Below are 26,671 nucleotides of genomic sequence, written 5' to 3'. Positions count from 1 at the left end.
CCTCCTTCATTAGCTGCGGACGGTCACGGCGCGTCGGGTGCCCTGGTGATCGGACGACCGCTGCCGTCACCCCGACCATGCCCAGCGCGAACCACGCAGGGCAGAGCCAGAAGCGGCCCGTTCGGAGGGTCCAGCAAGCGCCGTGACTGGACCCGTCGACGCGGGACGTTCTGGTGCTTCTCGCGGTTCCAGCTCGGTTGTCAGCCTGATAGCACCCCGGCGCGGCGGGGCGGCTGTTCCGGCAGGGCAGCTGAAGACAGGGCAAAGGGAGTGGCAGATGAAGATCGGTGTTCCTCGTGAGCTGAAGAACCACGAATACCGGGTGGCCGCAACACCGGCCGGTGTCTACGAGCTGACCTCGTATGGTCACGAGGTCGTCGTCGAACGCGGTGCGGGGGCCGGTTCCTCGATCTCCGACGACGACTACGCGGCGGCCGGGGCGAAGGTGCTGGAGTCGGCCGACGATGTGTGGGCGCAGGCCGAACTGGTCCTGAAGGTGAAGGAGCCGATCGCCGAGGAGTACGACAGGATGCGGCGAGGGCAGGTGCTGTTCACCTACTTGCATCTGGCCGCCAGTGAGCGGTGCACGCAAGCGTTGCTCGACTCCGGCGTCACCGGTGTCGCCTACGAGACTGTGCAACGGCCGGACGGGTCGCTGCCCTTGTTGTTCCCGATGAGCGAGGTGGCCGGGCGACTGGCGCCGTTCGTCGGGGCGCAGTGCCAGATGCGTGTCAACGGTGGGCGCGGAACTCTGCTGGGCGGCGTTTCGGGCGTGAGTCCTGCACGCGTTGCCGTGCTCGGCGCGGGGGTCGCCGGGATGAACGCGGTCGCTGTCGCCGCGGGGGCGTGGGCCGACGTGGAACTGCTGGACAAGAACGTCGACAAGCTGCGCGCCGCCGATCGGATGTATCAGGGCAGGATTCGCACCACGACCTCGAACAGCTACGAGATTCAGCGAGCTGTGACGGAGGCGGACCTGGTGATCGGTGCTGTCCTCGTGCCGGGCGCCAAGGCACCGAAGCTGGTCACCAACGAACTGGTGTCACGGATGAAGTCGGGCAGCGTGCTGGTGGACATCTCGGTCGACCAAGGCGGCTGCATGGAGGACTCGCGGCCGACTACCCACGACGAGCCGACCTTCCAGGTGCACGACTCGGTGTTCTACTGCGTGGCCAACATGCCCGGTTCGGTGCCCAACACCTCGACGCACGCACTGACCAATGTCACGCTCCCGTACGTCGTGGAGATCGCGAACCGGGGCCTGAGCGAAGCGGTGCGTGCCAGGCCGGAACTTTCCGGCGGGATCAACACGGTCGACGGTCATGTGACCAACGAGAGCGTAGCCGAGGCATTCGGAATGGGTTGCATTCCCGCCGAGCAGCTGCTGACCTGAGTGCCGCGCGGCACGGAGCGGTGGTCGCGGTACCGCGCCGCCCGGTCTGTGCTATCCGCTCGGTGCCGCGCCAGGGAACGCAGGGAGGGATCAAGATGCCGCGAACGCTGATCGAGATCGACAAGACGTCCGAAGAGCCGTTGTACCAGCAAGTGCGTCGAGCGATCGAACACGGCATCGCGGTGGGAACCTTCGATCCCGTGCATCGTCTTCCGAGCTCCCGGGAGCTGTCCGAGCAGCTGCACGTCTCGCGCAATACGATCAATCTGGCCTACCAGGAACTGATTGCCGAGGGGTTCGTGGACAGCCAGGAACGCCGGGGGTTGTTCGTGAACGCGGAGATGCGGCGGCACTGCACCGCTCAGGAGCACGACACCGTGCCGCGCATCGACTGGTCGAGCCGGATCCGGCGGCCACCGGACTCGGAGGTGCCGCACATCCGCAAACGGGCCGACTGGCACGAGTATCCGTACCCGTTCCTGGCCGGGCAGGTCGACGTCAGTTCGTTCCCGTCCCGATCCTGGTCACGATGCCTGCGTGACGCGCTGTTTCACCCGCACGTCTATCACAGCCTGCAGGACAGCGTGGACTCCGACGACCCGCTGCTGGTCGAGATGATCCGCCGTCACTTGCTGCCGATGCGGGGCATTGAGGCGTCGCCCGAGGAAATTCTGGTCACCGTCGGCTCGCAGCAAGGGCTGGATCTGCTCAGCAGGGTCCTGCTGGGCCCGGGCCAGACGGTGACCATCGAGGATCCCGGCTACCTCGATGCGAGGCACATCTTCCTGCGCAGCGGGGCGACCGTACGCGGGGCCGCTGTGGACGGATCCGGGTTGCGGCCGCCGAAGTCGCTACGGGACACCGACCTGCTGTACGTGACACCGAGTCACCATCATCCGACCAACGTGACGTTGGGCATCGGTCGCCGCCACGAGTTGCTTCAACGCGCGGCGGAGAGCGGGACGGTGGTCGTCGAGGACGACTACGACAGCGAGTTCCGTTACCAGGGACGTCCAACCCCGGCGCTGAAGGCGCTGGACAGCAGTGGCGATGCGGTGTATTTGGGCACCTTCTCGAAGTTCCTGTCACCAGGGTTGCGACTGGGGTACTTGGTCGGGCCCACACCGCTGGTTCGGGAACTGCGCGAGGTTCGCCGGTATATGTGTCGGCATCCGTCGGGACACTTGCAACGGGCCCTGGCGTTACTCATCGACTCGGGCGAGTACCTGCGGTCGCTGCGCCGCTACCGATCGCGGCTCATGCACAAGTGGGAAGCGGTGTGCGCGGGCGTCGCCGAGCACCTGCCGTGGCAGCAGCCCGCATTTCCGCCGGGTGGTGTGAGCCTGTGGATGACGGGGCCCGCGGAGCTGGACTGCCGACGGTTGGTCGATTGTGCCGAGAAGCACGGTATTCTCGTCGAGCCCGGTGACATCTTCTTCATGGAACCCGAGCGCGGCCGCAACCATTTCCGGATCGGGTTCGCCGCCATCTCGCGGCGGTGCATCGACGAGGGCCTACGGCTTCTCGGTGATGTCCTGGACAAGGAGCTTGCGACGGCACAGCATCCCGGAGCCGAGTAGCTGGACCCCGTCGGTCGGTTTCGTCTGGACCTACCGAGCGGCCGCGATCCACGGTTGTATCGGCGTGAGCGCGTTGCAGCCCGGTCCGCGACATGACCCTTCGCGCTCCAGCAGAGCTACGGCGGTCGAAGAACAGTATGCGGACCTTGTGGAGGCGACGTGAGCCAAGGAATCGAGCTGGTGGTGCTGGACATGGCCGGGACCACGGTGCACGACGGCGGTCTGGTCGAGCAGGCATTCGACGGGGCTCTCGAAGACGCCGGGATGCGGACCGGTACCAGTGAACACCAACGTGCCCGGCGGTACGTCTGGGAGACGATGGGGCAGTCCAAAATCGAAGTTTTCGATGCGCTGTTCCCTGGTGAACCGGATCGTGCCCGCCGCGCCAACGCGGTCTTCGAGTGCTGTTACGACGATCTGGTGGCGCACGGTTGCGAACCGATCTCCGGTGCGGAGAAGGCCATGTCCTCGTTGCGTGACGACGGCGTACGCGTCTGCTTGACGACCGGGTTCGCGCGCGGCACGCGCGATCGGCTCCTGGAGCGGTTGGGATGGCGCGATCTGGCGGACCTCGTGGTGGGACCCGAGGAGGCCGGTCGTGGGCGCCCATATCCGGACATGATCCACACCGCTGCGCGGAACTTCGGGGTCGTCGATCCGCGGAGAGTGGCCGTAGCCGGTGACACCGGCTACGACGTGCTCGCCGGAACCAGGTCAGGCGCGAGCGTGATAGCCGGGGTGCTGACCGGGGCGCACGACGCACGGACGCTGACGGAGCACGGCGCTACGCACGTTCTCGAGTCCGTCGCCGACCTTCCCGCTATCGTCCGGGCCTAGTGTCTACCGATCGCCGCTTCGTTGCGTTTTCGCCCCGTTGGCGCTTTCTTCGCGGTGCAAAGGGATGATAGTAATGGTCGAGGATGTGGTATGTCGGGAGATGCCCGGCGTACCGGGCGGTAGTGATGGCAACCCACTGTTCCAGGAGTGGGAGCGGGTGGTGCGCGGCAGTGGCGCGCGTCGCCCTTGCAGACGGGGAGGACCCGCGTGCCGTGGAGGCGGCGCTGGAGCTGCACGCGAAAGGGCTGCTCGTGCCACGGCTAGTAGGTCAACGGGACCGGATCGCCGCCGTGGCCCCGAAAGACGTTCCAGAAGACCTCATGCTCGACGTGAACGAGCGGCCGGTCCGCGCGGCGCTTGCCGAAGCTCTTACCGGAAAGCCCGTCGAGCAGCGGCTCGCGGCTGCGAGCGATCCGGTGTTCCTGACTGCGGCGGCCCTGCGCGCTGGGCTAGTGGACTGCGGTGTGGCCGGTTCCTGCCGGCCCACGGCGGATGTGCTGCGCGCGGGTATCCGGGTGGTCGGACTTCGATCCGATGTGGACACGCTGAGCAGCAGCTTCGTCATGGTGCGTCCTGACGGGCGGGCATTGACCTTCGCCGACTGTGCCGTGGTTCCGGATCCGGACGAGTACCAGCTCGCCGACATCGCGGTCGCCGCCGCGGCAACCCACCGGTCCCTGATATCCGATGATCCCGTGGTCGCGATGCTGTCGTTCAGCACGCGCGGCAGCGCCGAACACGACGTCGTGAGGACGGTTCGATCGGCGACGGCCCTGGTTCGCGACCGTGTCCCGGACGTGCTCGTCGACGGAGAGCTGCAGTTCGACGCGGCCGTGGTCGAAGCGGTCAGCGTCCACAAAGCCCCCGGCTCGACGGTAGCGGGCCGCGCGAACGTCCTCGTCTTCCCAAATCTGGGCGCCGGCAACATCGGCTACAAGATCACCGAGCGCTTCGGCGGAGCCCAGGCGCTCGGCCCCATCCTGCAGGGCCTGCGGGCACCCCTCAACGACCTCTCCCGCGTCCGACATCGAGACCCTTGCGGTCGTCAGCGCCGTGCAGACGTTGCGCTGAACAGGACTGCTGCGACGCGGTGGCCTTCCGCGTCGACTCGCACGTGGAGCCCACGTGGATGGAACTGCCCCGCGTGGATGGAACTGCGGAGCGCATCCGGGAGCGAAATCTGGGAGCGCCGACGCGTCTTCGCCGACGGCCGCTGGTGAGCTCCGGGCGTGGTGTTGGAGCCGTTGCGGGTTGTGCCCGGTGGCCACCAGCAGTCCGACCGTCATGATTCCGGCGCGCGATGCGCACGCTGTCGACCGCGCCCCTCGGCAACGGCAATCGAGGAGCGGAACCGCGGGTCGCTGTGAAAGTGGTGCCGACGGACGTCTCGAACAAGGAAGACGGGTGGGCCGTGCGTCGTCCGTCGCAGCCTCGCTGCGGGAACGGTGCACGGCCCACCCGGATGCACTCCGCTTCGTCAGGACGGCGAAGAGGTGCGGGTTTCGACGGGCGAGGCATGCGTCACCGACTCGGCTGGTCCTCCGACACCGGGTCGTGGCTCAGGCAGCTCGAGCGTGTCGTCGTCCGTGACCGGCGCGTCGAGGATCAGGTGATCCAGATCGCGAGCCGGGAGCTGCCGGATCGTCCGTCCCCGACCGAGGTAGAAGGCGATGCCCAGGAGGGTCCATGCGGCCAGGGCGATCCAGGACGGCAGGCTCAACGCGGCGGGGGAGCCCGGCACGAGGAGAAGACCGAGGAAGGTGATCCCGAACAGCGTCCCGAGCAAGCTGAGGAACTTCTTCAGCGGCGCGACGGTGGGGGCGACGGGAATCCGGGTGGATGAGGGGGAGGAGGCCGCGCCGGTGGAGCTCCAACGGAACAGCCGGTAGGCGACCACGCACGTGTAGGTGTAGGCGATCGCCACACCGACGGCCGACATGTCCACGATCCACAGGAGAGCCTGCCTGCCGAACCAGGGAGTGATCAGGCAGATCAGGGCCGTGACGATGATGCCGGCCGCAGGCGTGTTGAAGGTCGGGTGCACTCGGCCGAAGAAGCTCGGCAGGATACGTGCCCGTCCCATGGAGAACATCAGGCGGCTCGCGGCGACGTAGAATCCGTTGAGTCCGGTGAAGATTCCCATGCACAGTGCCACGGCGAGGACGAGCGTTCCTAGCGTCCCGAACAGTCCTGCGATGGCGTCTCCCGTGCCCCATGTCGGATTCGAGGCGATGAGGCTCTGCCACGGCTTGGCCACCGCCGTGGCCATGACCATCATAGAGTAGAACAGCGCTGCCGCTACCAGGGCGAACACGATCAACCGGAAGGCCTTGCTAGGTGCGAAGTTGAACTCCTCCGCGGCCTGGGGAACGTTGTCGAACCCGACGAAAGCCCACGGTGCAATCGCGACGATCGCGAGTACCGCGGACCACGGGGGAATCTCGGGCGTGAATCCGGGCAAACTGTTGGTCGGTGATGTCCCGGGATGGGCGATCACCCCGATTGCGAGCAGCACGGCTCCGACGAGCATGGTCAGCACGAACACGAACTGCAACCGGCCCGAGACAGTGGAACCACGCACGTTGAGCATGGCGAAGACGACGAGCGCGACGGTGGTGATCAGCACCTCGCCGAGGTGGACGTCCCAACCGGCGATCTCGTACATGCGTCCCCACTCGACGAGGGCGGGCACGGTGAATTTCGCGAGCACGCCGAGGGCTGACGCGTTCAGTGCGACGATGGCGAAGTACCCCAGCGCCAGGAACCACCCGCACACGTATGCGTGGGTGCGCCCGAGTCCCAGGTATGCGTAGGCGAATTCACCGCCGGAAACCGGAACCTTCTGAATAAGGAATCCGTAGCTCACGGCGATGACGATCATGAGTGCGCCGCCGATGAGCAGGCCAAGGACGGCACCCAACGGCCCGGCGGTGGCGATCCACTCGGTGGGCAGGACGAAGCTGCCCCATCCGACGGCTGAGCCCAGCGCGATAGCCCATACCCATTGCGGTTTCAGTGTCTTCGAAAGCTGCGCTCGTTCTTCCACGCGTTACTCCTTCCGGCTGCTGCACCTTCGGTGACGCGGGTCGTCGAAGGTGTGGGGCGGCGCCCGGTACCGGTTCGGCCAGTCGGCCGTGTCGGCGTTGACATCGCGATGAGAGACCGCGTGTGAATTTCACGTCGTCACGGACTTCTCGGATGGCCCGTGACTTGTTGGTCGGCCATGCCGGACCCGGTCTCCACGTTGTGTTGCGGGTCATAGTAGGGACAGCAGGCCCGTTCGGCGGAGGTCCAGTTTGCGAGAAAGTGAGCGGCCCAGAATTGCGAGCGCTGGTGTGTGCTGCCATCGGCAGTCGGCCCGCGCGGTGTGCGGGCAGTGCGACCGGCTTCGGCGCGACTCTGCGTGCAGTTGTGCTGGATACGGTGCCGCGGTGATTACCGGAAGAGTCCGATTACCGGCGCCGCCCGCCGGAGAGCATCCCGACGACCTCGGCGAGGACGCCGTTGCTGACGCCCTCGGACAGATCCAGCGCGTGCGAACGGCCGTAGTGGGCGCTCAGGTCCAGACCAACACCCAGCCCGTGGATGCGCGTCGCCCCCGCCCGTTCCTCGTGTCGCACGACCTGGGTGAGGTGCTGGTCGAGATAGTGTTCGTCGTTGGTCAGGTTCGTCGCGCTGTCCATCGGGCTGCCGTCGGAGACCACCACGAGGAACCGGTTGTTCTGCGGCTGCTTCCGGGCACGGTCGCAGGCCCACGTGACGGCCTCACCGTCGGCGCCTTCCCGGTACAGGTCGGTCTTGAGCAACGCCGCGATGTTGTGTCGCGCCCTGTGCCAGGAGGTTTCCGCGCCTTTGAGGATCAGGTGGCGGCGTTCGTTGAGGCGTCCTGGATGCGGAGGACGGCCTGCCCGCCGCCAGTCCCTCATGGCGCGACCACCGTTCCACGCCCCCGTGGTGAAGCCGAGGATCTCGCTGGTGCCGCCGATACGCTCGAGTGCATGGGCGAAGACGTCGACGAGGACCGCCACGGACTCGGCGTGCTGCTTCATCGACCCTGAACAGTCGACGAGGAACGTCACCAGGCAGTCGGTGACCAATTTGGTGCGCTCGGTGCGGAACAGGCGCCGCTCGGCGGGAGAAGCGACCAGCTGCGCGAGCCGGCGCCCGTCCAGGCGCCCCTCCTCCTGGGCGCCGTCCCACCCGTTCACGGCGGGCTCGGAGAACAGGGCCTCGAGTGCGCGAGCCAGCCAGACGAGATTCAGTCCCTGCGCGGCGATGCTGCGGTCCAGCTGCCGGCGGTACTGGGTGAGCAGTTCGGGACGCACGAGTGAGGACGTCGCCTGCTCGCGGTCGTGGGCAGTGGTGAACACCCGGTAGCCCTCACCAGCGGTGAACGCCCGGCTGTGTCCGGTCTCTGCGGAGGGCGTGGGGACGGAGGCGTCGTCCTCGTCGTCGATGAGCGGGAGCCCCGCGCGAGACCCGTTGCGGTGCGGAGCGCCGGCGCCGCCTTCGTCGGCACCGCGCAGCATCTCGCCGACGAGGTCGGCGATGGTGCGCGCGTGCTCGGCGTAACTGTGCTGGTCGTGTCGGTGCCGGCGAAGCCCGGCCAGGCTCCCGCCCATCCTCGTGGCCAGGGCGGCCCGGGTGTGCTCGATGACGTCGCGTGTTTCCTCCACGACGGGTTGCCCGGTGACGCGCGCCCGGCATACCTGGGCCACGGTGTAGAGCAGCAGGCCGCGAGCGGTCTCGGTCAGGCCGCTGTGGTGGAACTGTCGCGACCACGCGACGTGCCGGTGCCGCAGGTTGGTGACGATGCCGGGCAGGTGTTCCGGGGCCAATGCCTCGACGCGGAACTGCTCGAGCATGTCGAGGACCAGCCTGGGGATCGGTTCGGTGGGGCGAAGCATCCGGTGCAACTCGGCGTCGGAGTGCCGCACGCGCAGAGCCAGCCCGTCCGCCGCGCCCCGAAACGATCCGAGATCGTCCCCGGCCCCCGGGTGCAGATGCGGGGCGTGGATGGCGAGACGGGTGTGCCCGCGGTGAAGCCGGCCGCCGCGGAACCGCAACTCCGGCTCTCCGGTGAGGGCGCGGATGGCGGCAGCGCAACGTTCCTCGACGTGCTGCTGTTCTCGTGCGCCGTTGGCCGTGCTGTCCACGAAGCTCCTCGCGAGGTCGAAGATCGGCAACATGCCCGCTCGAACGCGAGTGTGCTGCGGTGCCGAGGCACTCGCGTTCGGTGCATCATGCGGCGGTGTCCAGCTCGGTGGCGGACTCGTCGAGCTCGTGGTCGAGGCAGCGCTGGAAGTACTCGGCGATCAGGGGCCGTTCGGCCTCGTCGCACTTGTTGAGGAACGACAGCCGGAACGCCAGAGCGGTGTCGCCGAAGACCTCTACGTTCTCCGCCCAGCTGATCACGGTGCGCGGTGACATGAGCACCGACAGGTCACCGACTCGGAAGGCGCGGCGGGTCAGATCGGCGACGGCCACCATCGAGGAGACGAGGTCTCGCCCAGCCTGGTCGCGCAAGTGTGGCACGCGCGCCTGCACGATGGCGATCTCGTCGTCGGCGGGAAGGTGGTTGAGTGCGGCGACGATGTTCCAGCGGTCGATCTGGGCGTGGTTCAGGCGCTGTGCCCCGTGGTACAGGCCATTGAGGTTGCCAAGGCCGACGGTGTTGGCGGTGGCGAACAACCGGAAGGAGGGATGGGGAGCCAGCACCCGGTTCTGGTCGGTCAGGGTGAGTTTGCCGTCGCGCTCGAGCAGGCGCTGCAACACGAACATCACGTCGGGGCGACCGGCGTCGTATTCGTCGAGGACCAGCGCTACGGGCCGTTGCATGGCCCAGGGAATGACGCCCTCCTGGAACTCGGTGACCTGTTGCCCCTCCCGGACCACGACGGCGTCACGGCCGACGAGGTCGAGGCGACTGATGTGACCGTCGAGGTTGATGCGCACGCAGGGCCAGTTCAGGCGCGCCGCCACCTGTTCGATGTGCGTGGACTTTCCGGTGCCGTGCAGTCCCTGGACGAGCACCCGCCGGTTGCGAGTGAACCCGGCGAGCAGCGCCCGGGTGACGTCGGGGTTGAACCGGTAGTCGGCGTCGATGTCGGGCACGTGCTCGTCGGGCTCGTTGAAGGACGGGACCACGAGATCGGTGTCGAGGCCGAACGCCTCCCGCGCGGTGACCGTGGTGTCGGGGTGGGTGAGCGTCATGCTGGCTTCCTCATCGTGTACCGGGGGGTCAGTCTGTGGGAGAGCCCGATCCCTCGGACTCGATGCGGCCGATGGCCTCGGCGGCTTCGCGCAGGGCGGGGACGAGGTCTGGGGCTCGTTGTGCGGTCAGGCGCATCACCGGTGCCTGCGCCGCCAGGCACAGGTTGGACCGGGTGGTGCCGGTCGGGATGAGAACCGCCGCGCATACCAGTCCCGGGAGGAACTCCTCGTTGTCGATGGCGAACCCGTTGTCGTGGACGAGCTTGAGCTCGTCCTCCAGTGCGTCGAGCTCGGTGATGGTCGTGCGGGTGTACTGCGTGAGGGGTGCGTGGGCAAGTAGCTTGCGGCGTTGCGCGGCGCTGAGCTGGGAAAGGATCAGCTTGCCGCTGGCTGAGCAGTGGAGGGGCACCCTGGATCCCGGTCGCAGGTAGAAGCGAAGCGGCTCGGGTGTTTCGACGCGGTCGAGGTAGACCACCTCGTCGCCGGTCATCGCCGTGATGTTGCAGCTCTCGCCGATCCGCTCGACGAGGTTGCGCAGTACCGCATGCCGGGCGCCGTGCTGGGTGGAGTTGAGCAGGAGGTTCTCGGCCAGTCTGCGCAGGCGGCTTCCGGTCCCGTAGTGGCGGCCGTCGGCCTGGCGGATCAGCAGGCTGCCTCCCTCGAGCTGCTGCAGCATGCGGTGCAAGGTCGGCTTCGGCACGCCCGTCTCGTCGACGAGTCCCTGCAGGGAGACGAACTCGTCCTTGGCCGCGATGAGTTCCAGCAGCGCGAACAGCCGCATAGCGGGCGTCTCGCCGCCAAGCTCGGCGGCCGCCTCGATCTCACGAATCGGTTCCATCACGTCAACACACTACCTGAGGTACCGAAAATCAGTACATGTCGTTCGACTTAACGGTATATCCATTGACTCCGATGTGGCGGCGCTCTACCGTCGAGTCCTGATATTAGGGACGTGGCGTACCGATTCTTCATACATGGTGCCTGTTCCAGCTTCCGGCGTGAGAGGAATCCCAATGACCGACAACACCGAAGGGACCAGCCGGGCGGTCGTCTCCGGCCAGCAGCGAATGACCCCGTCCGAGGCGTTCGTGGAAACGATGGTCGCCAACGATGTCACCGACATCTTCGGCATCATGGGCTCGGCGTTCATGGACGCCATGGACATATTCGCGCCTGCCGGTATCCGGCTGGTTCCGGTGGTGCACGAGCAGGGCGCCGGGCACATGGCCGACGGTTACGCCCGGGTCAGTGGCCGTCACGGCGTCGTGATCGGGCAGAACGGGCCCGGTATCAGCAACTGCGTGACGTCGATCGCCGCGGCGTACTGGGCGCACAGTCCGGTGGTCATCGTCACGCCGGAGGCAGGGACCATGGGCACCGGACTGGGTGGGTTCCAGGAGGCCAACCAGCTGCCCATGTTCCAGGAGTTCACCAAGTATCAGGGCCACGTGAACAACCCCGCCCGGATGGCCGAGTACACGGGCCGGTGCTTCGACCGGGCTCTGTCGGAAATCGGGCCGACCCAGCTCAACATCCCACGGGACCACTTCTACGGCGAGGTCACCACCGAGATTCCGCAGCCGGGCAGGCTCGACCGCGGTCCTGGAGGCGAACAGAGCCTGTCGGAGGCGGCGGAGCTGCTGGCCGAGGCGGAGTTCCCGGTCGTGATCTCGGGCGGTGGTGTCGTCATGGCAGATGCCGTTGACGAGTGTCGGCAGCTGGCTGAGCGGTTGGGTGCCCCGGTGGTCAACAGCTACCTGCACAACGACTCGTTCCCGGCGAGCCATCCACAGTGGTGCGGCCCGCTGGGATATCAGGGGTCGAAGGCGGCCATGAAGCTGATCTCGCAGGCCGACGTGGTCGTGGCCCTCGGCACGCGCCTCGGCCCGTTCGGCACGCTCCCGCAGCACGGCCTGGACTACTGGCCGACCAACGCCAAGATCATTCAGGTCGACGCCGACCACAAGATGCTCGGCCTGGTCAAGAAGATCGCCGTGGGCATCTGCGGCGACGCCGGCGCCGCCGCGACGGCTCTGTCCGAGCGGCTCTCCGGTCGTGAGCTGGCGTGTGACACCACCCGTGAGCAGCGTTGGGCCACGATGCGGGCGGAGAAGGCCGCATGGGAGACCGAGCTGGACGAGTGGACCCACGAGACCGACCCGTACAGCCTGGACATGATCGCCGAGCAGGAGCAGGAGGAAGGCAACTGGCTGCACCCGCGGCAAGTGCTGCGCGAGCTGGAGAGGGCGATGCCGGAGGAGGTCATGGTCTCCACCGACATCGGCAACATCAACTCGGTGGCCAACAGCTACCTGAGGTTCGAACGGCCGCGCAGTTTCTTCGCGCCGATGAGCTTCGGCAACTGCGGCTACGCGCTGCCGACGATCATCGGGGCCAAGGCGGCTGCCCCGGAACGCCCCGCGATCGCCTACGCCGGTGACGGCGCCTGGGCGATGAGCATGGGCGAGATCATGACCGCGGTCCGCCACGACATTCCTGTCACGGCAGTGGTGTTCCACAACCGCCAGTGGGGTGCTGAGAAGAAGAATCAGGTCGACTTCTACAACCGGCGGTTCATCGCCGAGGAACTGGAGACGGACAGCTTCGCCAAGATCGGCCAGGCGATGGGTGCCGAGGGCGTCGTGGTGGACAAGCTCGACGAGGTGGGCCCCGCGCTGCAGCAGGCCGTGGAACGGCAGATGAACGAGGGTGTGACGACCGTCGTGGAGATCATGTGCACCCGCGAACTGGGTGATCCGTTCCGCCGGGACGCCCTGCGCAAGCCCGTACGGTACCTGGACAAGTACAAGGACTACGTCTGATCGACGGTGGCGAGCCCACGGTTGAGCCGGTCCCGGCACGCGACGAGGCAGCCGGGACCGGCCGACCGTGGGCGCAGTGCTTGTCCTGTGCACGGTAACGACGGCATGGTCGACGACATGGAGGCGGCCTTTGACCACTGTGGTCCTTGGGGGTCTGGGAATCGTGGCCGTTGCCGCGTTTCTCGGCGGCATGACCGGATTTGGCTTCAACATCGTGGCCACACCGCTGCTTTTGGTGCTCGGTGTCGCGCCGGCGACGGCCGTCTCCGTCACCCTGACGATCGCGCTGGTTACCCGGCTACAGGTGGTCCATCGGCTGCGACAGTTCATCCGGTGGCCTCGTGCTCTGCCGCTGACCCTCGCGAGTCTGCCTGGGTTGTTGGTCGGCGCGAGCGTCGGTGGCGCGCTCGATCCGGAGTACCTGCGCATCGGCACCGGCGCGATGGTCCTGATCGCCGCGCCGATAATGCTGTTCACTCGGCCTCGTGCTCAGGGTGGTTCCCCCGTGCGGTACGCGGTGTCGGGTTTCGCGGGCGGTGCACTGGCCACCACGACGTCGCTGAACGGGATTCCCCCGGCGCTTGGCCTGTCCGCCGACGCCGCTGACCAGCGGAGTTTCATCGCGGACCTGGCGGTGTACTTCGTGCTGAGCAATATCGCCGGGTTGTCCATCCTGCTGGTCCGTGATGGCGTGGATCCGGCTCATCTCGGACTGCTCGCGTGGTGGCTGCCGTGCGCGCTGACGGCGAATTGGGTTGGGACGAGGCTGGCGCCGAGAATCGCACCCGCGAAGTTCCGCCTGATTACTTGCGGCCTGGTGGTTGCGGCGGGCGTAGCAACCCTTTCCTCCGCGTGAGAGCCTCAATCGCCGGGGCACGTGTCGCTGTCCGGCCTCATCCGACATGCCGACGGCGGACCGCTCGGTGCGCTTCCGCGGATCGGAGCCAGCGCCGCAGCGGCCTCCCCGGCTTGTAGGTCCGCCTCCGGTCCCGCGGCGATGAGCACCAGTGCCGGTCGTCCGGGTGGAAGCCCGCCGCCAGGCCGCGGGCGCACGTCGACCCGCTCGCCGGCGAGCTGGACCTCGTGCCAGCGTCCCGCTGTGTCTCGGACGACGCCCTTCGCCCGGATGAGCCGATCCGCCTGTTCGCCCAGCGCTCGGGCGAGCATGTCCACGTCCACCGGATCCGGGCACTCGAGCACGGCGGAGGCGTGGTCGGGCCCACTGTGGCGGTCCGTCCAGCCAGCAGCGCCGGCCTCGCCGTGGTCCTCTCGCTCCTTGTGGCTGCCGTGTTCCACGGCGCCGCCGTCGTCCGCACCCGGCACCGCCGCGGCGAGGGCCTCGGTCGCCGTCGCCCCCGGATCCGCGACATCCTGCAGGATCAGCCGTGCCCGCGGGGCCGCTGCGTGGCACGTCTCCGAGGCGGCCTCGGTTTCGGCAGGCAGGGCCAGGTCGGTCTTCGTCACCAGCACGACCTCCGCCGCGGCGAGTTGCCGCGCCACCGTGTCGCCGACGTACTCGTCGCGCAGCAGCCGCCGTACGGCGGTCGCGTCAGCGCACACCAGCACCGGGCCAGGGGAGAAGCCCGGGAAGTCCCGCCACATGGCGAGCCGGCCGGGGTCACCGACGCCGCTGACCTCGCAGAGCACGTGGTCAAGGTCCCTGCGCGTGGCCAGCGCCGACATGGTGCGGGACGCGTCGTTACTGATCTGGCAGCAGATGCACCCGTTCGTCAGCTCCACTGTGTCCTCGGAGGCCGAGGCGATGAGGTCCGCGTCGATGTTGACGCTTCCGAAGTCGTTGACGACGACGGCGACGCGGCCCCGCAACCCGCCCGCCAACAGTCGGTTCACCAGGGTGGACTTACCGGAGCCCAGGTAGCCGCCGATGATTCCCAGCCGGGCGGTCACGACGCGGGCACTTCCGAGGGGGCCGCGGCCTTCGTAGCGCGGTGGCGGCCGCCGACTACGGTGCCGAGGACGTGGATGTCGCCGATGTGCTCGGGTTCGACGGCGAGCGGGTCCTCGGCCAGCACGGCCAGGTCCGCGAGCTTCCCCGCCTCGAGCGAGCCGACCTCGTGGTCCATCTTCAGCATGTACGCTCCGCCGATCGTCACCGACTCCAGCGCCTCCTGTACACCGATCCGCTCGTGCTCGCCCATGATGCGGCCGGAGACCGTCAGCCGGGTCGCGGCGTGCTTCACGGCGTGCAGTGGGCCCAGCGGCGTGACCGGGGTGTCCGAGTGCAGGGAGATTGGCACCCCGAGGCGCAGTGCCGTCGCGGCCGCGTTCATGCGGGCGGCCCTGTCCGGGCCCACTGTGACGTCGATGTGCTGGTCACCCCAGGCCCAGATGTGGTTGGCGAAGATGTTCGCGCACATGCCCAGGGCGGCCATGCGCCGGTATTGCGCCGCGGTGCTCAGTTGCGAGTGCGTGCACGTGTGGCGGTGGTCGGGACGCGGGTGCGCGGTGAGGATGGTTTCGAGCGTGTCAAGGAACAGCTGGGTGGCCTGGTCTCCGTTACAGTGCACGTGGACCAGCAGTCCGGCCCGGTGAAACACTTCGAACGCCTCGCGGAACTCCTCCGGGCTGACGTTCCAGATCCCGTTCGGCTGTCCACCGAGGTAGCCCGGGTCCCGCAGGCGCGCGGTGAAGCCCTGGATGGAACCGTCAAGCATGAGCTTGACGTTGCCGAAGCGAAGCTTGGTCGTGGAGATCTCGCGCAGCCGCACCAGCCGCTCCGCGGCCTCCGGTAGGGACAGTGCGAACCGGCCGACCCCGGCGCCGAAATGGAACACGTTCAGGCGGATGGGGAAGTCCTCGTCGACGGTCGAGCGGTAGAGGGCCACGCCGTCGTCGTCCATCAGCAGGCGCGTGCCCAGGTCCGTCAGCGTCGTGGTGCCCGTGTTGACGCCTTCCTGCGCGAACCGGTGCAAGGCCTCGGGGTTGATGTCCAACAGACCCGAGCCCTCGACGAGCTCGCCGACCAGCCCCATGGCCGCGAACTCCTGCAACTCCCCGGTGGGTTCGCCGGCGTCGTTCCTGACCACGCCGGCGACGCGCGTGGACGCGTCGATCCCGAACCGGCGAAGCACCGCCGAATTCACGGCGCACACGTGCCCGCTGGTGTGTGAGACGTGGATGGGACGCGTGGTCGAGACCCGGTCCAGTTCAGCGGCGGCCAGGGGCCGGCCAGGGAAGTAGATCGGGTCAAGGCCCCACGCCATCAGTGGCTCGTTCGGATCCTGCAGCTCGGTCTCGGCCGCGCGCAGCCGGTCCAGAACCTCGTCGATGGTGCGGCAGCCGGGCCATCGTCGGCCGTCCGGGGCGATCCGGTCCACGAAGCCCACGTACGTGTCGGCCCACACGTTGCCGGAGCCGGCGTGGCTGTGGGCCTCCACGAACCCGGGCAGCAGGACGGTGTCGGCGTAGCGCTCGTCCAGAACCGCGCCGGGGTAGGCCATGAGTTCGGAGACACTGCCGACCGCGCGGATTCGCTCGCCGCGCACGGCGACGGCCTCCGCCGTCGGACGGGCAGGGTCCATGGTGCGGACGATGCGGGCAGGGTAGACGGTGGTGTGTTCCACGATTGCCCTTTCGGTTGGGGGAAGCTGAACAGTAGGGAAAGCGCCGTGCCGCTGCGTCTAGCGAGGTAGTGCGTCATCCGTGGTTCTCCCGGCATCGATCGGGGCGGAGGGTGTCGGAGCGGTGTCCGTGTCCGGGGCCTCGCTGTCGGTTATGCGGCCACGCCGGAATGCGTGGAAGTACGCGGTGACTGTTTCGTCGTCGGAGTGGCGCGTGGCGAGACTGACCGCGACGAGCAGCACGGCCGAGACGGCGAGTCCCGGGGCGATCTCGTGGATCCCGAACGGTGTTCCCGCGAGGCGCCAGGCCAGGGACGCGACCAGGGCGCCGATGGTGCTGGTGATGACGCCGGCCTTGGTGGCCCGCTCCCAGAACATGGCGGCCAGCGCCGGGGCGACCAGCGCGGAAGCCGTGAAGGACAGCGCGATCTGGTAGATGACGATGATGTCGGTGACCCACAGGGCGATCACGAGACCGAGCACGGCCATGAAGGCGACGGACAGGCGGGAGATCTTGAGGATCTGGGCGTCGCCGGCCTTGGGGTTGATCCACCCCTCGTAGATGTCCTTCGAGATGTTGATGGCGCCGCTGAGCAGGAACGAGGTGGCACCGGTGAGCAGCGCCGCCAACAGCGAGACCATGAGCAGACCCCCGATGGAACCGGGGAAGATCTGCGTGATGAACGAGGTGTAGACGACGTCGGGGTCGGTTCCTGCAGGGAACATCTGGACGGCGGCGATGCCGATGAAGATCGCCAGGAGGCCGACCAGGCCGGAGATCACGAAGCCGATCGTGACGGCGGAGATGCCCACCTTCGTGGACCTCGCGGCAGTGATCCGCTGCCAGGTGGTCTGCCAGACGAGGTAGAACGGGCCGAAGATCAGGAACCAGTTCAGCAGCTCCGTGAAGCCGATGCTGCCGAAGCTGAGCAGACGCTCAGGGGTGGCGGCGGCGACGACGCCCGGACCGCCCACGTGCGCCACGCCCACGACGAGCGTGAGGACCACTCCGCCGAGGATCACTACGGTCTGGATGGCGTCCGTCCAGGCCACGGAAGGCATACCGCCGATCAGGGTAAACGCGACGACCACGGTAAAGCCGAGGACGATGCCCCAGAGGAACGACAGGTCGGTGATGGAGGAGAGGATCGAGCTCATACCCACCAGTTGCATCCCGAAGGTGGGGGTCATGTAGAGAAAGCCGATGATCAGTGCGGGGATGAGAGCGGCGAGCTTGCCGAAGCGGCGGGCGAACAGCTCTGGCACTGTATAGAGGCGCAGCTTCCGGATCACCGGCCCCAGGACCAGCATGCCCACAACGGTGAACAGCACGTAGCTGGCGGTGACGAGGTAGGAGATCCCCATCTCGAAGCCCTTGCCTGCCCCGCCGATGAGCGCCGCGGAGCCTGTCACGGTCGCGATGATGGACCCGCAGATCGGGAAGAACCCCAGCTTGAAGTCGGCCATCGCGTAGTCGGCGGCCGTCTTGACGGTCTTCGCCGACTTCACGCTGACGGCGAACAAGAGGATCAGAAACCCAACGATCCATACCAGATACCAGTTCACGGGCAATACCGCCGTTCCGATCGAGCTCGGGTGGGATCCGGATTGTCAAGCGATCACCAGCCCGAGGCCGAGTCCAGTGTTAGCCGTGAATACTGATAGCCCTGTGGCCTCCGTTACAGGTCCAGCTCACCTCCTCTTTCGTGGTACCAGTTTTGCCGAAGCTCGGAACAGACGGAACCCGGGCTGGAAGGGATTCCGTTCGGCCACTTCGGAGAGGGCTGCGTCCATCTCCGGATCTCCTTCGACCTCGAGACCGAACCGGGTCTGGCCCTGTACCGCCGTTTCATCGAACGTGCTATTGAGCTCGTCCGTTCCTACGGCGGCTCCGTGTCGGGAGAACACCGCGACGGGCAGGCTCGTTCTGAGCTTCTTCCAGCGATCTACTCACCGGCAGCGCTGAGGGGGTTCCGGGCATTCAAGGAAGTCTTCGACCCTGACGGAGTGTTCAACCCGGGCGTGCTGGTCGCCCCGAACCGATCGATCACGGAGTGCGCCGGGGCCGGGACGAGGCCAACTCGAGCTGACGTCGGTGCACGCCTTCTCTCGTGACGGAGGATCATTCACCAGCGCCGTCAACCGGTGTGTGGGTGTGGGAGCGTGCCGCTCCGACGTCGGGGCCGTGTGTCCGTCTTTCCACGTCAGCGGCGACGAGGTCCACTCCACGCGAGGACGGGCCCGCGTCCTGGCCGAGATGCTGCGCGGACAGAGCATCAGCGACGGGTGGAAGTCCACAGAGGTCTGTGACGCACTGGACATGTGCCTGTCCTGCAAGGCGTGCGTCTCCGAATGCCCCGTCAACGTGGACATGGCAACGTACAAATCCGAGTTCCTTCATTATCATTACCGGCGAGGTGTCAGAGGGTTCTTCGGAAAGAACCGGCGGCCGCGGGCGCACTTCACGATGGGCTGAATGCCGTGGGTGCTGCGCTGGTTGGCGAAGGTCCCAGGCGCCTTGCAGCTGGTCAACTTGGTCGAGTCTTTCCGGCCCGTCGAAGAGTTGACCAAGTGGCTCGGCGGCATCGAGCCGCGGCGGCAGATGATCGGCCTCAACGCCGTGTCCTTGACCCGATGGCATACCCGCAGACCAGGCGTATCCGGGGACGACGCCGCGCGACCGAAAGTACGGGCCGCAGGGGAGTACGACGTTATCCTTGCAGAGGGTTCTCCTGCCGGACGCAGATCCACCAAGGCACCGACGCCGAAAGCAAGCAGCTGGCAGAAGTGTTGGCGGGTGTGCTCAGGCGAGACGACTCAGAGCCGACCGCACCCGACCAGCACTGATGCGCCTGGTGTTGACCGGAACTACTTGGAGCGAGCGCCCGAGCAGTTCCGGTCGCAGGCGTGGTGAGGCCAGGCCTTTGGGCGCACCATAGCGTGCTTGGTCCGGGATTGATCCAGACCGTGCCGAACTTGAGGTTTACGCTCAGGGCGTGCGATCGCTCGATGGTGACAACCGAACCGAACCCTTCCTTCTGCATGATCTCCAAGTCCTGTTCGACGTCGGTCAGCACAGCGGGGAATAGTAGGAGCCGGGCCGGTCGAATTGCGTTCCACCAAAGTCGACGGGTTTGGCCGCGCGGCGCGTGCGCGGTCGACCAGGCCTGTGACGGTCCAACTGTTTCGCGGAGACGAGTCGGCCCTTTGCGGTGTCAGGGTCCGACGGCCAACGTTCCTGCGTGGTGCACGTATCTGTCGATGAACTCCTTGGCTCCGGACTCGGCGACGATCACTCGGGAGGCCGTGCAGCAGACACAGAGCTCGGACTCGGATCGTACGTCTTTTGACCGATTCGAGGCCAGAATGGTGTTGATCAACGGGACTGGCATGGAAGAGGAGTTCGCCAACCGGAAGATGATCCGCGTAGTCGGTTGAGGGTGCAGGGCGTCAATTCGGTCGTGGGTGACTGGAGCATTGGTTCACCGCCGACCGAGTTGAGCCGCCTTGGTGGCGCTGCACCTATCGGCGCACCTCGTTTCGCGAGGTGCGCCGATAGGTGACCGGCTCAGCGCACCTGTGGGTGCGAGTTTGGGTGCGAAACGGTTCCTCATGGTGCCTAGTTCGCACCCATCGTGACGTCTCGTGGAGCGTCACTGCTGGTGAGGGCTCTGTGCGACGGCTGCCGGGTGTCTCATAATCCTTTGGCCGTCGGTTCAAGTCCGACCCGGCCCACCCTTGTGACCTGCATGTTCTCGACTCGGTTGGTTGGGGTTGAACAGCAGGGATCGGCGGGGTCACGGCAACACGTGCGCCGCGGTGGCTCGCACAGCGCACGCGTCAGCCGGCTCCCCGCCCGGATCCGCCGTCACCGGATGAGTCCCGTGTGTGAGGTCGCGTGGTTAGTACACGTTTCCGGTGGATCCGCCCAGGTCGGCGACGGTTTTCCGGAGTTCGTCGAGGTGGTGTTTGCCGACGTCCCTGGGCGTGGTGCTGTGCTGGAGACAGATCTTGGCGGCGGTTGCGGTGGCGAGGGCGTGTTGTGCGCCGTTGCCCATGAATTTGGTGACCGAACCGGCGATGTGAGTGACGCTGATGTGTTTGCCGGCCATCATGAGGTTGTCGATGTCGGCGGAGTAGAGGCATCGGAACGGGATCTCGAACGGAGTCTGGTCGCGGGTGTCCCATTTCCAGTCGCGTAGCCGGAAGTCGTATCTTTCGTGGCCGGGGTAATGGAGGCAGAAGGCGCCGGAGTTCCATGCAACGGTGTCGGTGAATTCCCGGTGGTCACGGATGTCGTTCTCAGTGAGTACGTAGTCGCCTTTGTATCGGTGGAACTCACCTTGACCGGGGACGTGCGCGACCCAGTCGAGCGCAAGGTTCGCGTAGGTGTCGGGTTCGAGGGTTTTCACGTTGGAGAACGTTCCGTAGATCGCCCGTAGCAGGTGGTCGCGGATGTGTTCGGCATGGGTGTACGGATCGAGGTCTTGGCCGTACTCCCAGAAGTGGGTCGCGGGAAAGAGCATGCGCCGGCGGATACCGGGATCGGGTGTACGGGCGGGACCGGCGACGGGTCCGGGGGCGTTGTCGACGCCGGGACGTTCGAGCTGTCCGGCGAGGTCGGCGTAGTCCTTGGCCACCTCGACGGCCCAGGGCACGTCCGGGAAGTCGCAGGGCTGGTCTGATTCCCGGGTCCGAAAGAACAGGGTGTTGCCGTGGTGGGACTCGATGCGTTGTTCGGGTGCGAGTGGCTCGTCGAACTCGGCGCGGCTTTCGTAGCCGAACATCGTTTCGGCGCCGGCGTACAGGCCGAGGATGGCGGTACCAGTGCAGTCGATGAACATCGCGCCGTGGAATCGGCTCTCGTGTCCGGACCGGGCGTCGCGGGCGTCGACGGAGGTGATTCGACCGTCGGTGCAGGTTGCATCGAAGATGTGGTGCTCGAGGAATACCGACACGGTCGGCTCCGCCCGCAGCAGATCGAGGGCGGCGAGGTCGCCGTCGTCGGCTCGGTCGGAGAGGGCTTTGACCATGGGGCCGGTCTCGCCGCGTGGGGTGAGTCCGATCTCGATGCTGGCATTGCCGCCCAGGACCGGCCGGTTCTGGATCAGGGCCACGGTCAGCCCCAGCCGGGCTGCCGCGAGCGCGGCCGCCGACCCGGTAACGCCTCCGCCTGCGACCACGACGTCGAACGTGCCGCCGTCGACCGGGTCGTCCGGCAGGCCCCGCAGCCGACGTCGCCACGAACGGGCGTCGGAGCCGGCGCCATTGGGTGGCGGTGCGTCGCCGGTGGTCAGGTAGAGGGCGTCACAGCGGCCGTCGAACCCGGTCAGATCGGTGAGCGTCAGCGTGGTCGAACCAGCGGCCAGCTCGATCAGGCCTGCGTCTTCCCAACTCCAGTCTTGGCTGTTGGCGCCGAACTCGACCGGTAGCCGTTCGCCGTTGATCGAGACGGTGAACCGACCCGGGTGATGCGCCGGGACCCAATCCTTCGCGCGAACCCAGACGCGATAGGACCCGCTCACCCCGACTTCGACGGTGGTGGTGGCATCGGCGACCGGCACCCCCAGGCCGTGCGCGAGCAGATAGGGCGAGCCCATCTCCGCATCGAACTGCGAGTCGAGAGTCCAACCACCGAAGTCGTCGAACTCCTCGGCCTCGACCAGAATGTCGCCCTCCGACGCGAACGGCTGCGGCTGCTGCATGGGGATCTCCTTGTCACGTCGGCGTTATTGGGGCGAATCGACGAAGATGCCGTACATGAGTCCATCGGCTGAGCATGGTGCGCCCCGTCAGGCTCATCCGGTGATCTCCTTGCCGAAGATGGTGCGCGCGACGACCCCCTTCAGGATCTCGTTGGCCCCCTCGTAGATCTCGCCGATCTTGCTGTCGCGGTAGATGGCCTCGACCGGTCCGGGCGTGCCGTCGGCGCCCTGTTCGCGGACGAATCCGAGTCCACCGAACGCCTGCACGGCATCGCGAGCCATGTCGACGGCGAGGGCGCTTCCGGAGAACTTGGCCATGGAGGCTTCGGGCTCGGCAAACGTCTCGCCTGCGTCACGTCGTAGGGCCGCCTTGAGATACAAGGTCCTGGCGTTGTCGATCTCGGCGGCCCGCTCGGCCATCCTGAACTGCCAGTGCTGGTTGGCGGCCAGCTTGCGCCCGAAGGCTTCGCGGGTCGACAGATGGGCGACGGCGTGGTCGAAGGCGGCTTGCGCCATGCCGACACCGGCCGCGGCGATGCCGATGCGGCCGAGGGTGAGTGTGGCCAGAGCGTGGCGAAGCCCGTGTCCTGGCTCGCCGCCGAGCAGTGCGTCGTTTTCCAGCTCGACCTCGTCGAACCACACATCGGCGGTGAGCTGGCCCCGGTTGCCCATCTTCCGGTCGGGCTCGCCCACGGTTACGCCAGGCAGATTCGTATCGACGATGAACATCGACATGCGTTCCCCTGTACGGGCGAGGGTGACGATGAACCCGGCGGCCGGGGAGTTGGAGATCCAACGCTTGCGGCCGTTGAGCACCCAGGTGTCGCCGTGGGGGACGGCGACGGTCCGCAACGCCTGTGGGCTGAGGTCGGACGACGCCTCGGGTTCCGTGGTGGCGAAGGCGCCCACCGTCGTGCCCCGGGCCACCTGGGGTAGCCACTTCTCGCGCTGGGCGGTGGTGCCATGGGTCAGCGCGTTGCCGGCGAGGATGCAGTGCACGTCGAAGACGGCGGCGATGCTGCTGGAGTAGTAGGCGAGTTCCTCGATCGCGACGGCTGTCGCGGTCACCGGGTGATCAAGACCGCGGCCCCCGACCTCGGCGCTGAACGGTACGCCGAAGAGCCCGGCCTCGGCGAGGCCGTCGAACACGTCTCCGGGGAACCCGTCGACTCGCTCGTCACCATTGGCGATCCGGCGAGCGGCAGGCGCGACGACATCGGCAGCGACCTTCCGTGCTCGGTGGCGGACCTCGCAGGTCTCTTCGGGGGAGAGGAAATCGTGATAGAGGCGATCGCTCTGGCGGACGGGGTGGTTCGTGGTCGTCATGGAAGCCCATTTCGTGGCTGGGGCCGGTTCCTCCGCGAATCGCAGGAATCGGCCGTGGTTGGGGGCTACAGGCTCGCGAGCACCTTCTCGGCGGCCTGCTGACCCGAGCTGGCCGCATCGGCGAGAGAAGGCAGGTCGAGTTGGTAGTCGCCGGCCAGGTGGACAGGGCCGAGGTTCTGGCGCAGTGTCGGCAGCGAAGCCCGTCCTTCGGGCGCCCAGAACGGGACGACCCGCGGATGACGGCGCAGAATGCCCTCGCCGAGTTTGCCTTCCAGCTCGGGGTAGAGCGAGAGCAGATCCGCCGTGAAGCGGGAGACGATCTCGGAGTCGGTGAGCTCGAACAGCTTGTCGGCCTCCGCACCGCCGGCGAAACAAGCCAGCGCGCCGCCGGGCCTGCGTGAACTGCCGCGGCGCAGGGCGGCGGCATGGTTGAACACCGCTTGGAACGCGAGACCCGGCGTCGAAACGGCCAGGTAGTCGTCCCAGCTCTGCGGCCCCTCCTCATGGGTGAAGAAGCCCACCACTACGTACCGGCCGTATCGGATGGCGTCGTACGCCTTCCGATACTCCGGTGGCAGCCCCGGCATGATCGTGACAGCGACGTCGGCGGGTACGGCGACGATGGCGCGTCGGGCGTGCAGGCGCACGGGTCCGGCGTCGTCCTCATAGTCAACGACGACGCCGTCGGCGGTCCACGCCACCGACGTCACGGGCGAGTTGAGCCTGATCTTGTCGCCGAGGTCCGCGGTCAGAACGTCGGTGAGTGTCTGGTTGCCACCCTGGGGGAGCGTGAGGTTCGGAACCTTCTCGGGGTCGGTCAGCAGTATGCCCATCGAGGAGACGAACTGTGTCGCGGCCGTCTCCTCCGGCTCACATCCCATCCACTGACCGGACCAGGAGCGAACCATATCCTTGGTGAGCTTCGAGCCGATGCCGCGCAGCACGTACGACGCAGGGCGCGCGTCGAGTTTCGCCCGCGCCCACCGGGCGAGACGCTTGGCGGGATTCATCTCCAGGAACGGCACGTTCGCGAGGATGCGGGTTCCGACCACTGCCAGCCCCACCCGATCCAGGAAGCTCATCCGGGATCGCACCATCAGACTGAAGGGGTTGGAGGTGTCGACCTGCTTCCCACCGAGCGAGAGCGCCACCGACTTTCCTTCCAACGTTCCCAACGGGATCCGGTGGCGGTGCAGGGCGTCGATCAGCGGGCCGGTGCCTTCGGTGAACTGGGTACCGAGGTTGATCCAGTAGTCGCCCCGGCGGACGGTGTCGACCCGGCCACCGGCGCGGTCCGCGGCCTCGAGCACCACGACGTCCCGGTCGGCCAGTGTCGTAGCGGCCATCAGACCCGCCATGCCTGCGCCGATGACGACGACCTCGTGGGTTTCCTCGCGCGCGCTGGGTGATTCGTTCGTGCTCATGGCTTCTCCCGGTGAACGATCGTCATCGCCCGACGGCGGTGGCGACGTCCGCCTGTGCCGCTTCCGATTCCCTTGCCGTGGTCGCGTTCTCGACCTCCTCGTCGATACGGCCGATCCGGGTGGCCACGGCCTTGCCGTCGATCTCGACGCCGGGGTAGCCGCGCTCCGCGATCTCGTTGCAGATCCGGCGATATTTGCCGACGCCACCGATGTAGCCCATGAACGTGCTCGGCTTGCCCGCCACGTTGGATCCCCGGTACCAGGAATCGGTGGCGGCGTAGAGCGTCTGGTTGACCGTCCACTCGGTGATGTCCACCCAGTCGTCCTGGGCCTGCGGCGTCGCTTCGATGAGTTGGCGGCCCTCGGCCCTGGCGTGGGCGATCAGGTCGGTGATCCAGTCGACCGCCTGCTCGATGGTCATGACGACGTTGCTCGCGAGCGCAGGGCTCTGCGGGCCGGCGATCATGAAGAAGTTGGGGAAACCGGCCGTCATGAGACCGAGGAAGGTCCGCGGGCCCTCACTCCAGGCCTCCTGCAACCTGCCGATGCCGGGCGTGGTGACATTGAGCCCGAAGAGTGGACCGGTGAAGGCGTCGAAGCCGATCGCCAGGACGATAGCGTCGACTTCGTAGGAACCACGTTCGGTCACGATGCTGTCCGCGGACATGGTGGTGATCGGTTCATCACGGACCGAGACCAGGGAGACGTTCGGGCGATTGAAAGTCTCGTAGTAGTCGGTGCCGAAGCAACTCCGCTTGGCTCCCATGGGAAAACGGGGCTCCAGTAATGTTGCCGTCTTCTCGTCCTGGACGATTTCGTGGATCTTCCCGCGGAAGAAGTCCGCAGCCGTCTCGTTGGCCTCACGGTCGGTGAGAAGGTCGGTGAACTCCGCGCCGACACCCAGGAATCCGCTCCGCTCGTACGCCGCCTCGTACCGCCGCTGTCGCTCCTGCGCGGAGACGTCGAACGCACGATCGGTCACCGGCCGCTCCGGGATCCCGCCGGCGGAGTACCGGCACTCCTCGCGGATGTCCGGGTACTGTCGCTTGACCTCGGCGACCGTTTCCTCGCGCAGCGGGGCGTTGCGGGCGGGGAAGACGTAGTTGGCGGTCCGCTGGAAGACTGTGAGGTGCTCGGCGACCTCGGCGATCAGCGGGATGCACTGCACGCCCGACGATCCGGTGCCGATCACCGCGACGCGTTTGCCGGCGAGGTCGTCCAGCGAGATGTTCCAGCGGCTCGTCGACACGGTCAGTCCGGTGAAATTCTCCAGCCCCGGCACGTCGACGTCCTTCGGCGTCGAGAGCCCGCCGGAGCCGGCCAGGAGGTAGCGGCCGCGCCGGGTGTCGCCGGAGTCGAGGGTCACCTCCCAGAGTTGCTCGTCGGGAAGCCAGTTCGCAGCCACCACCTCGGTGTTGAACTCGAAGTGCCGACGAAGGCCGAAGCGGTCGGCGACATGGTTGATGTAGCTCAGGATCTCTTCCTGGGGTGCGAAGCGCTCGCTCCACGTCCACTCTCTCTGGAGCTCGTCGCTGAACGAGTACGAGTAGTAGATGCTCTCCACGTCGCAGCGCGCGCCGGGATACGTGTTCCAGTACCACGTGCCGCCGACGTCGGGTGCCTTCTCGAACCCGGCGAAGGTCCAGCCCCGTTCGGCTGCCTGGTACGCGACGTACAAGCCGGAGAATCCGGCACCGACGCACAGGACGTCGACGGTCGGGGAGGTGGACGAGGTGGTGTCAGTCATGGCATCTGCCTTCTGGTCCGCGAGCTAGCCCTTGCGTAGGTAG

Annotated in this window: 19 protein-coding genes; 8 read left to right on the top strand and 11 right to left on the bottom strand. The window is 67.0% G+C overall.

Annotated elements, in window-relative coordinates; all coding sequences use genetic code 11:
* Positions 1–277: 277 nt before the first annotated feature.
* The 4 genes from ald (at position 278) to LY12_RS21780 (ending at position 5,030) form a co-directional block, all read left to right on the top strand.
* Positions 278–1,393, top strand: coding sequence for an alanine dehydrogenase (gene ald, locus LY12_RS21795; RefSeq protein ID WP_253859268.1), 1,116 nt, complete (start codon positions 278–280; stop codon positions 1,391–1,393).
* Between the two features lie 95 nt (positions 1,394–1,488).
* Positions 1,489–2,973, top strand: coding sequence for a MocR-like pyridoxine biosynthesis transcription factor PdxR (gene pdxR, locus LY12_RS21790; protein WP_253859267.1), 1,485 nt, complete (start codon positions 1,489–1,491; stop codon positions 2,971–2,973).
* Between the two features lie 159 nt (positions 2,974–3,132).
* A complete protein-coding gene (locus tag LY12_RS21785; RefSeq protein ID WP_253859266.1) occupies positions 3,133–3,810 on the top strand; it encodes a phosphonatase-like hydrolase in 678 nt (225 codons plus the stop codon).
* Between the two features lie 212 nt (positions 3,811–4,022).
* Entirely contained in the window at positions 4,023–5,030 is a 1,008-nt protein-coding gene (locus LY12_RS21780; protein ID WP_253859265.1) for a phosphate acyltransferase, read from the top strand.
* A gap of 257 nt (positions 5,031–5,287) precedes the next feature.
* Here the strand turns inward: LY12_RS21780 and LY12_RS21775 are convergent, their stop codons facing one another.
* The 4 genes from LY12_RS21775 to LY12_RS21760 form a co-directional block, all read right to left on the bottom strand.
* Positions 5,288–6,856 (bottom strand): APC family permease, encoded by a 1,569-nt coding sequence (locus LY12_RS21775; RefSeq protein ID WP_253859264.1) that lies wholly within the window; start codon positions 6,854–6,856, stop codon positions 5,288–5,290.
* A gap of 406 nt (positions 6,857–7,262) precedes the next feature.
* A complete protein-coding gene (locus tag LY12_RS21770; protein ID WP_253859263.1) occupies positions 7,263–8,966 on the bottom strand; it encodes a cobaltochelatase CobT-related protein in 1,704 nt (567 codons plus the stop codon).
* Positions 8,967–9,051: 85 nt separating this feature from the next.
* Entirely contained in the window at positions 9,052–10,023 is a 972-nt protein-coding gene (locus tag LY12_RS21765) for an AAA family ATPase (protein ID WP_253859262.1), read from the bottom strand.
* A 28-nt stretch (positions 10,024–10,051) separates the two neighbouring features.
* A complete protein-coding gene (locus LY12_RS21760) occupies positions 10,052–10,861 on the bottom strand; it encodes an IclR family transcriptional regulator (RefSeq protein WP_253859354.1) in 810 nt (269 codons plus the stop codon).
* A gap of 175 nt (positions 10,862–11,036) precedes the next feature.
* Between LY12_RS21760 and xsc the strand changes: the two genes are divergently transcribed.
* Together xsc and LY12_RS21750 are read left to right on the top strand one after the other, a co-directional pair.
* The gene (gene xsc / locus LY12_RS21755) at positions 11,037–12,845 is read left to right on the top strand and encodes a sulfoacetaldehyde acetyltransferase (protein ID WP_253859261.1); all 1,809 of its coding nucleotides are present in this window, start codon (positions 11,037–11,039) and stop codon (positions 12,843–12,845) included.
* 139 nt (positions 12,846–12,984) lie between these two features.
* A complete protein-coding gene (locus tag LY12_RS21750; RefSeq protein WP_253859353.1) occupies positions 12,985–13,701 on the top strand; it encodes a sulfite exporter TauE/SafE family protein in 717 nt (238 codons plus the stop codon).
* A 5-nt stretch (positions 13,702–13,706) separates the two neighbouring features.
* On the opposite strand, the gene LY12_RS21745 is transcribed toward LY12_RS21750, so the two are convergent.
* The 3 genes from LY12_RS21745 to LY12_RS21735 are packed head-to-tail and all read right to left on the bottom strand — an operon-like array spanning position 13,707 to position 17,992.
* On the bottom strand, positions 13,707–14,753 hold the full coding sequence (locus tag LY12_RS21745; protein ID WP_253859259.1) for a CobW family GTP-binding protein: 1,047 nt from the start codon (positions 14,751–14,753) through the stop codon (positions 13,707–13,709).
* Positions 14,750–16,429, bottom strand: a complete 1,680-nt coding sequence (locus LY12_RS21740; protein ID WP_253859258.1) for an amidohydrolase — start codon at positions 16,427–16,429, stop codon at positions 14,750–14,752. Before LY12_RS21740 ends, LY12_RS21745 begins: the two co-directional genes overlap by 4 nt.
* Before the next feature lie 57 nt (positions 16,430–16,486).
* A complete protein-coding gene (locus tag LY12_RS21735; RefSeq protein ID WP_253859257.1) occupies positions 16,487–17,992 on the bottom strand; it encodes a sodium:solute symporter family protein in 1,506 nt (501 codons plus the stop codon).
* Between the two features lie 183 nt (positions 17,993–18,175).
* Here LY12_RS21735 and LY12_RS26300 point away from each other — a divergent pair, with 183 nt between their 5' ends.
* Complete coding sequence (locus LY12_RS26300) at positions 18,176–18,541, top strand: FAD-binding oxidoreductase (protein ID WP_372493601.1); 366 nt, start codon at positions 18,176–18,178, stop codon at positions 18,539–18,541.
* The gene (locus LY12_RS26295; protein WP_372493595.1) at positions 18,522–18,902 is read left to right on the top strand and encodes a 4Fe-4S dicluster domain-containing protein; all 381 of its coding nucleotides are present in this window, start codon (positions 18,522–18,524) and stop codon (positions 18,900–18,902) included. The genes LY12_RS26300 and LY12_RS26295 overlap by 20 nt, the downstream gene beginning before the upstream one ends.
* A 1,426-nt stretch (positions 18,903–20,328) precedes the next feature.
* Here the strand turns inward: LY12_RS26295 and LY12_RS21730 are convergent.
* The 4 genes from LY12_RS21730 to LY12_RS21715 all read right to left on the bottom strand — a co-directional run bounded on the left by LY12_RS21730 (position 20,329) and on the right by LY12_RS21715 (position 26,628).
* Positions 20,329–22,131 carry an FAD-dependent oxidoreductase gene (locus LY12_RS21730; RefSeq protein ID WP_253859256.1) on the bottom strand — a complete coding sequence of 601 codons (1,803 nt, stop codon included), beginning with the start codon at positions 22,129–22,131 and terminating at the stop codon, positions 20,329–20,331.
* A 93-nt stretch (positions 22,132–22,224) separates the two neighbouring features.
* The gene (locus LY12_RS21725) at positions 22,225–23,457 is read right to left on the bottom strand and encodes an acyl-CoA dehydrogenase family protein (protein ID WP_253859255.1); all 1,233 of its coding nucleotides are present in this window, start codon (positions 23,455–23,457) and stop codon (positions 22,225–22,227) included.
* Between the two features lie 65 nt (positions 23,458–23,522).
* On the bottom strand, positions 23,523–24,881 hold the full coding sequence (locus LY12_RS21720; RefSeq protein ID WP_253859254.1) for a flavin monoamine oxidase family protein: 1,359 nt from the start codon (positions 24,879–24,881) through the stop codon (positions 23,523–23,525).
* A 22-nt stretch (positions 24,882–24,903) separates the two neighbouring features.
* The gene (locus LY12_RS21715) at positions 24,904–26,628 is read right to left on the bottom strand and encodes a flavin-containing monooxygenase (protein ID WP_253859253.1); all 1,725 of its coding nucleotides are present in this window, start codon (positions 26,626–26,628) and stop codon (positions 24,904–24,906) included.
* Positions 26,629–26,671: the final 43 nt, after the last annotated feature.

The sequence above is a fragment of the Prauserella alba genome, assembly GCF_024171735.1.
Classification (GTDB): Bacteria; Actinomycetota; Actinomycetes; order Mycobacteriales; family Pseudonocardiaceae; genus Prauserella; species Prauserella alba.
The sequence above is the reverse complement of the archived record's forward strand: the minus strand, read 5'-3'. Positions and strand labels throughout refer to the sequence as shown.

Coding starts and splice junctions, on each gene's coding strand:
- ald (WP_253859268.1), top strand. CDS start 278: ATGAAGATCGGTGTTCCTCGTGAGCTGAAGAACCACGAATACCGGGTG.
- pdxR (WP_253859267.1), top strand. CDS start 1,489: ATGCCGCGAACGCTGATCGAGATCGACAAGACGTCCGAAGAGCCGTTG.
- LY12_RS21765 (WP_253859262.1), bottom strand. CDS start 10,023: ATGACGCTCACCCACCCCGACACCACGGTCACCGCGCGGGAGGCGTTC.
- LY12_RS21760 (WP_253859354.1), bottom strand. CDS start 10,861: ATGGAACCGATTCGTGAGATCGAGGCGGCCGCCGAGCTTGGCGGCGAG.
- xsc (WP_253859261.1), top strand. CDS start 11,037: ATGACCGACAACACCGAAGGGACCAGCCGGGCGGTCGTCTCCGGCCAG.
- LY12_RS21730 (WP_253859256.1), bottom strand. CDS start 22,131: ATGCAGCAGCCGCAGCCGTTCGCGTCGGAGGGCGACATTCTGGTCGAG.
- LY12_RS21725 (WP_253859255.1), bottom strand. CDS start 23,457: ATGACGACCACGAACCACCCCGTCCGCCAGAGCGATCGCCTCTATCAC.
- LY12_RS21720 (WP_253859254.1), bottom strand. CDS start 24,881: ATGAGCACGAACGAATCACCCAGCGCGCGCGAGGAAACCCACGAGGTC.
- LY12_RS21715 (WP_253859253.1), bottom strand. CDS start 26,628: ATGACTGACACCACCTCGTCCACCTCCCCGACCGTCGACGTCCTGTGC.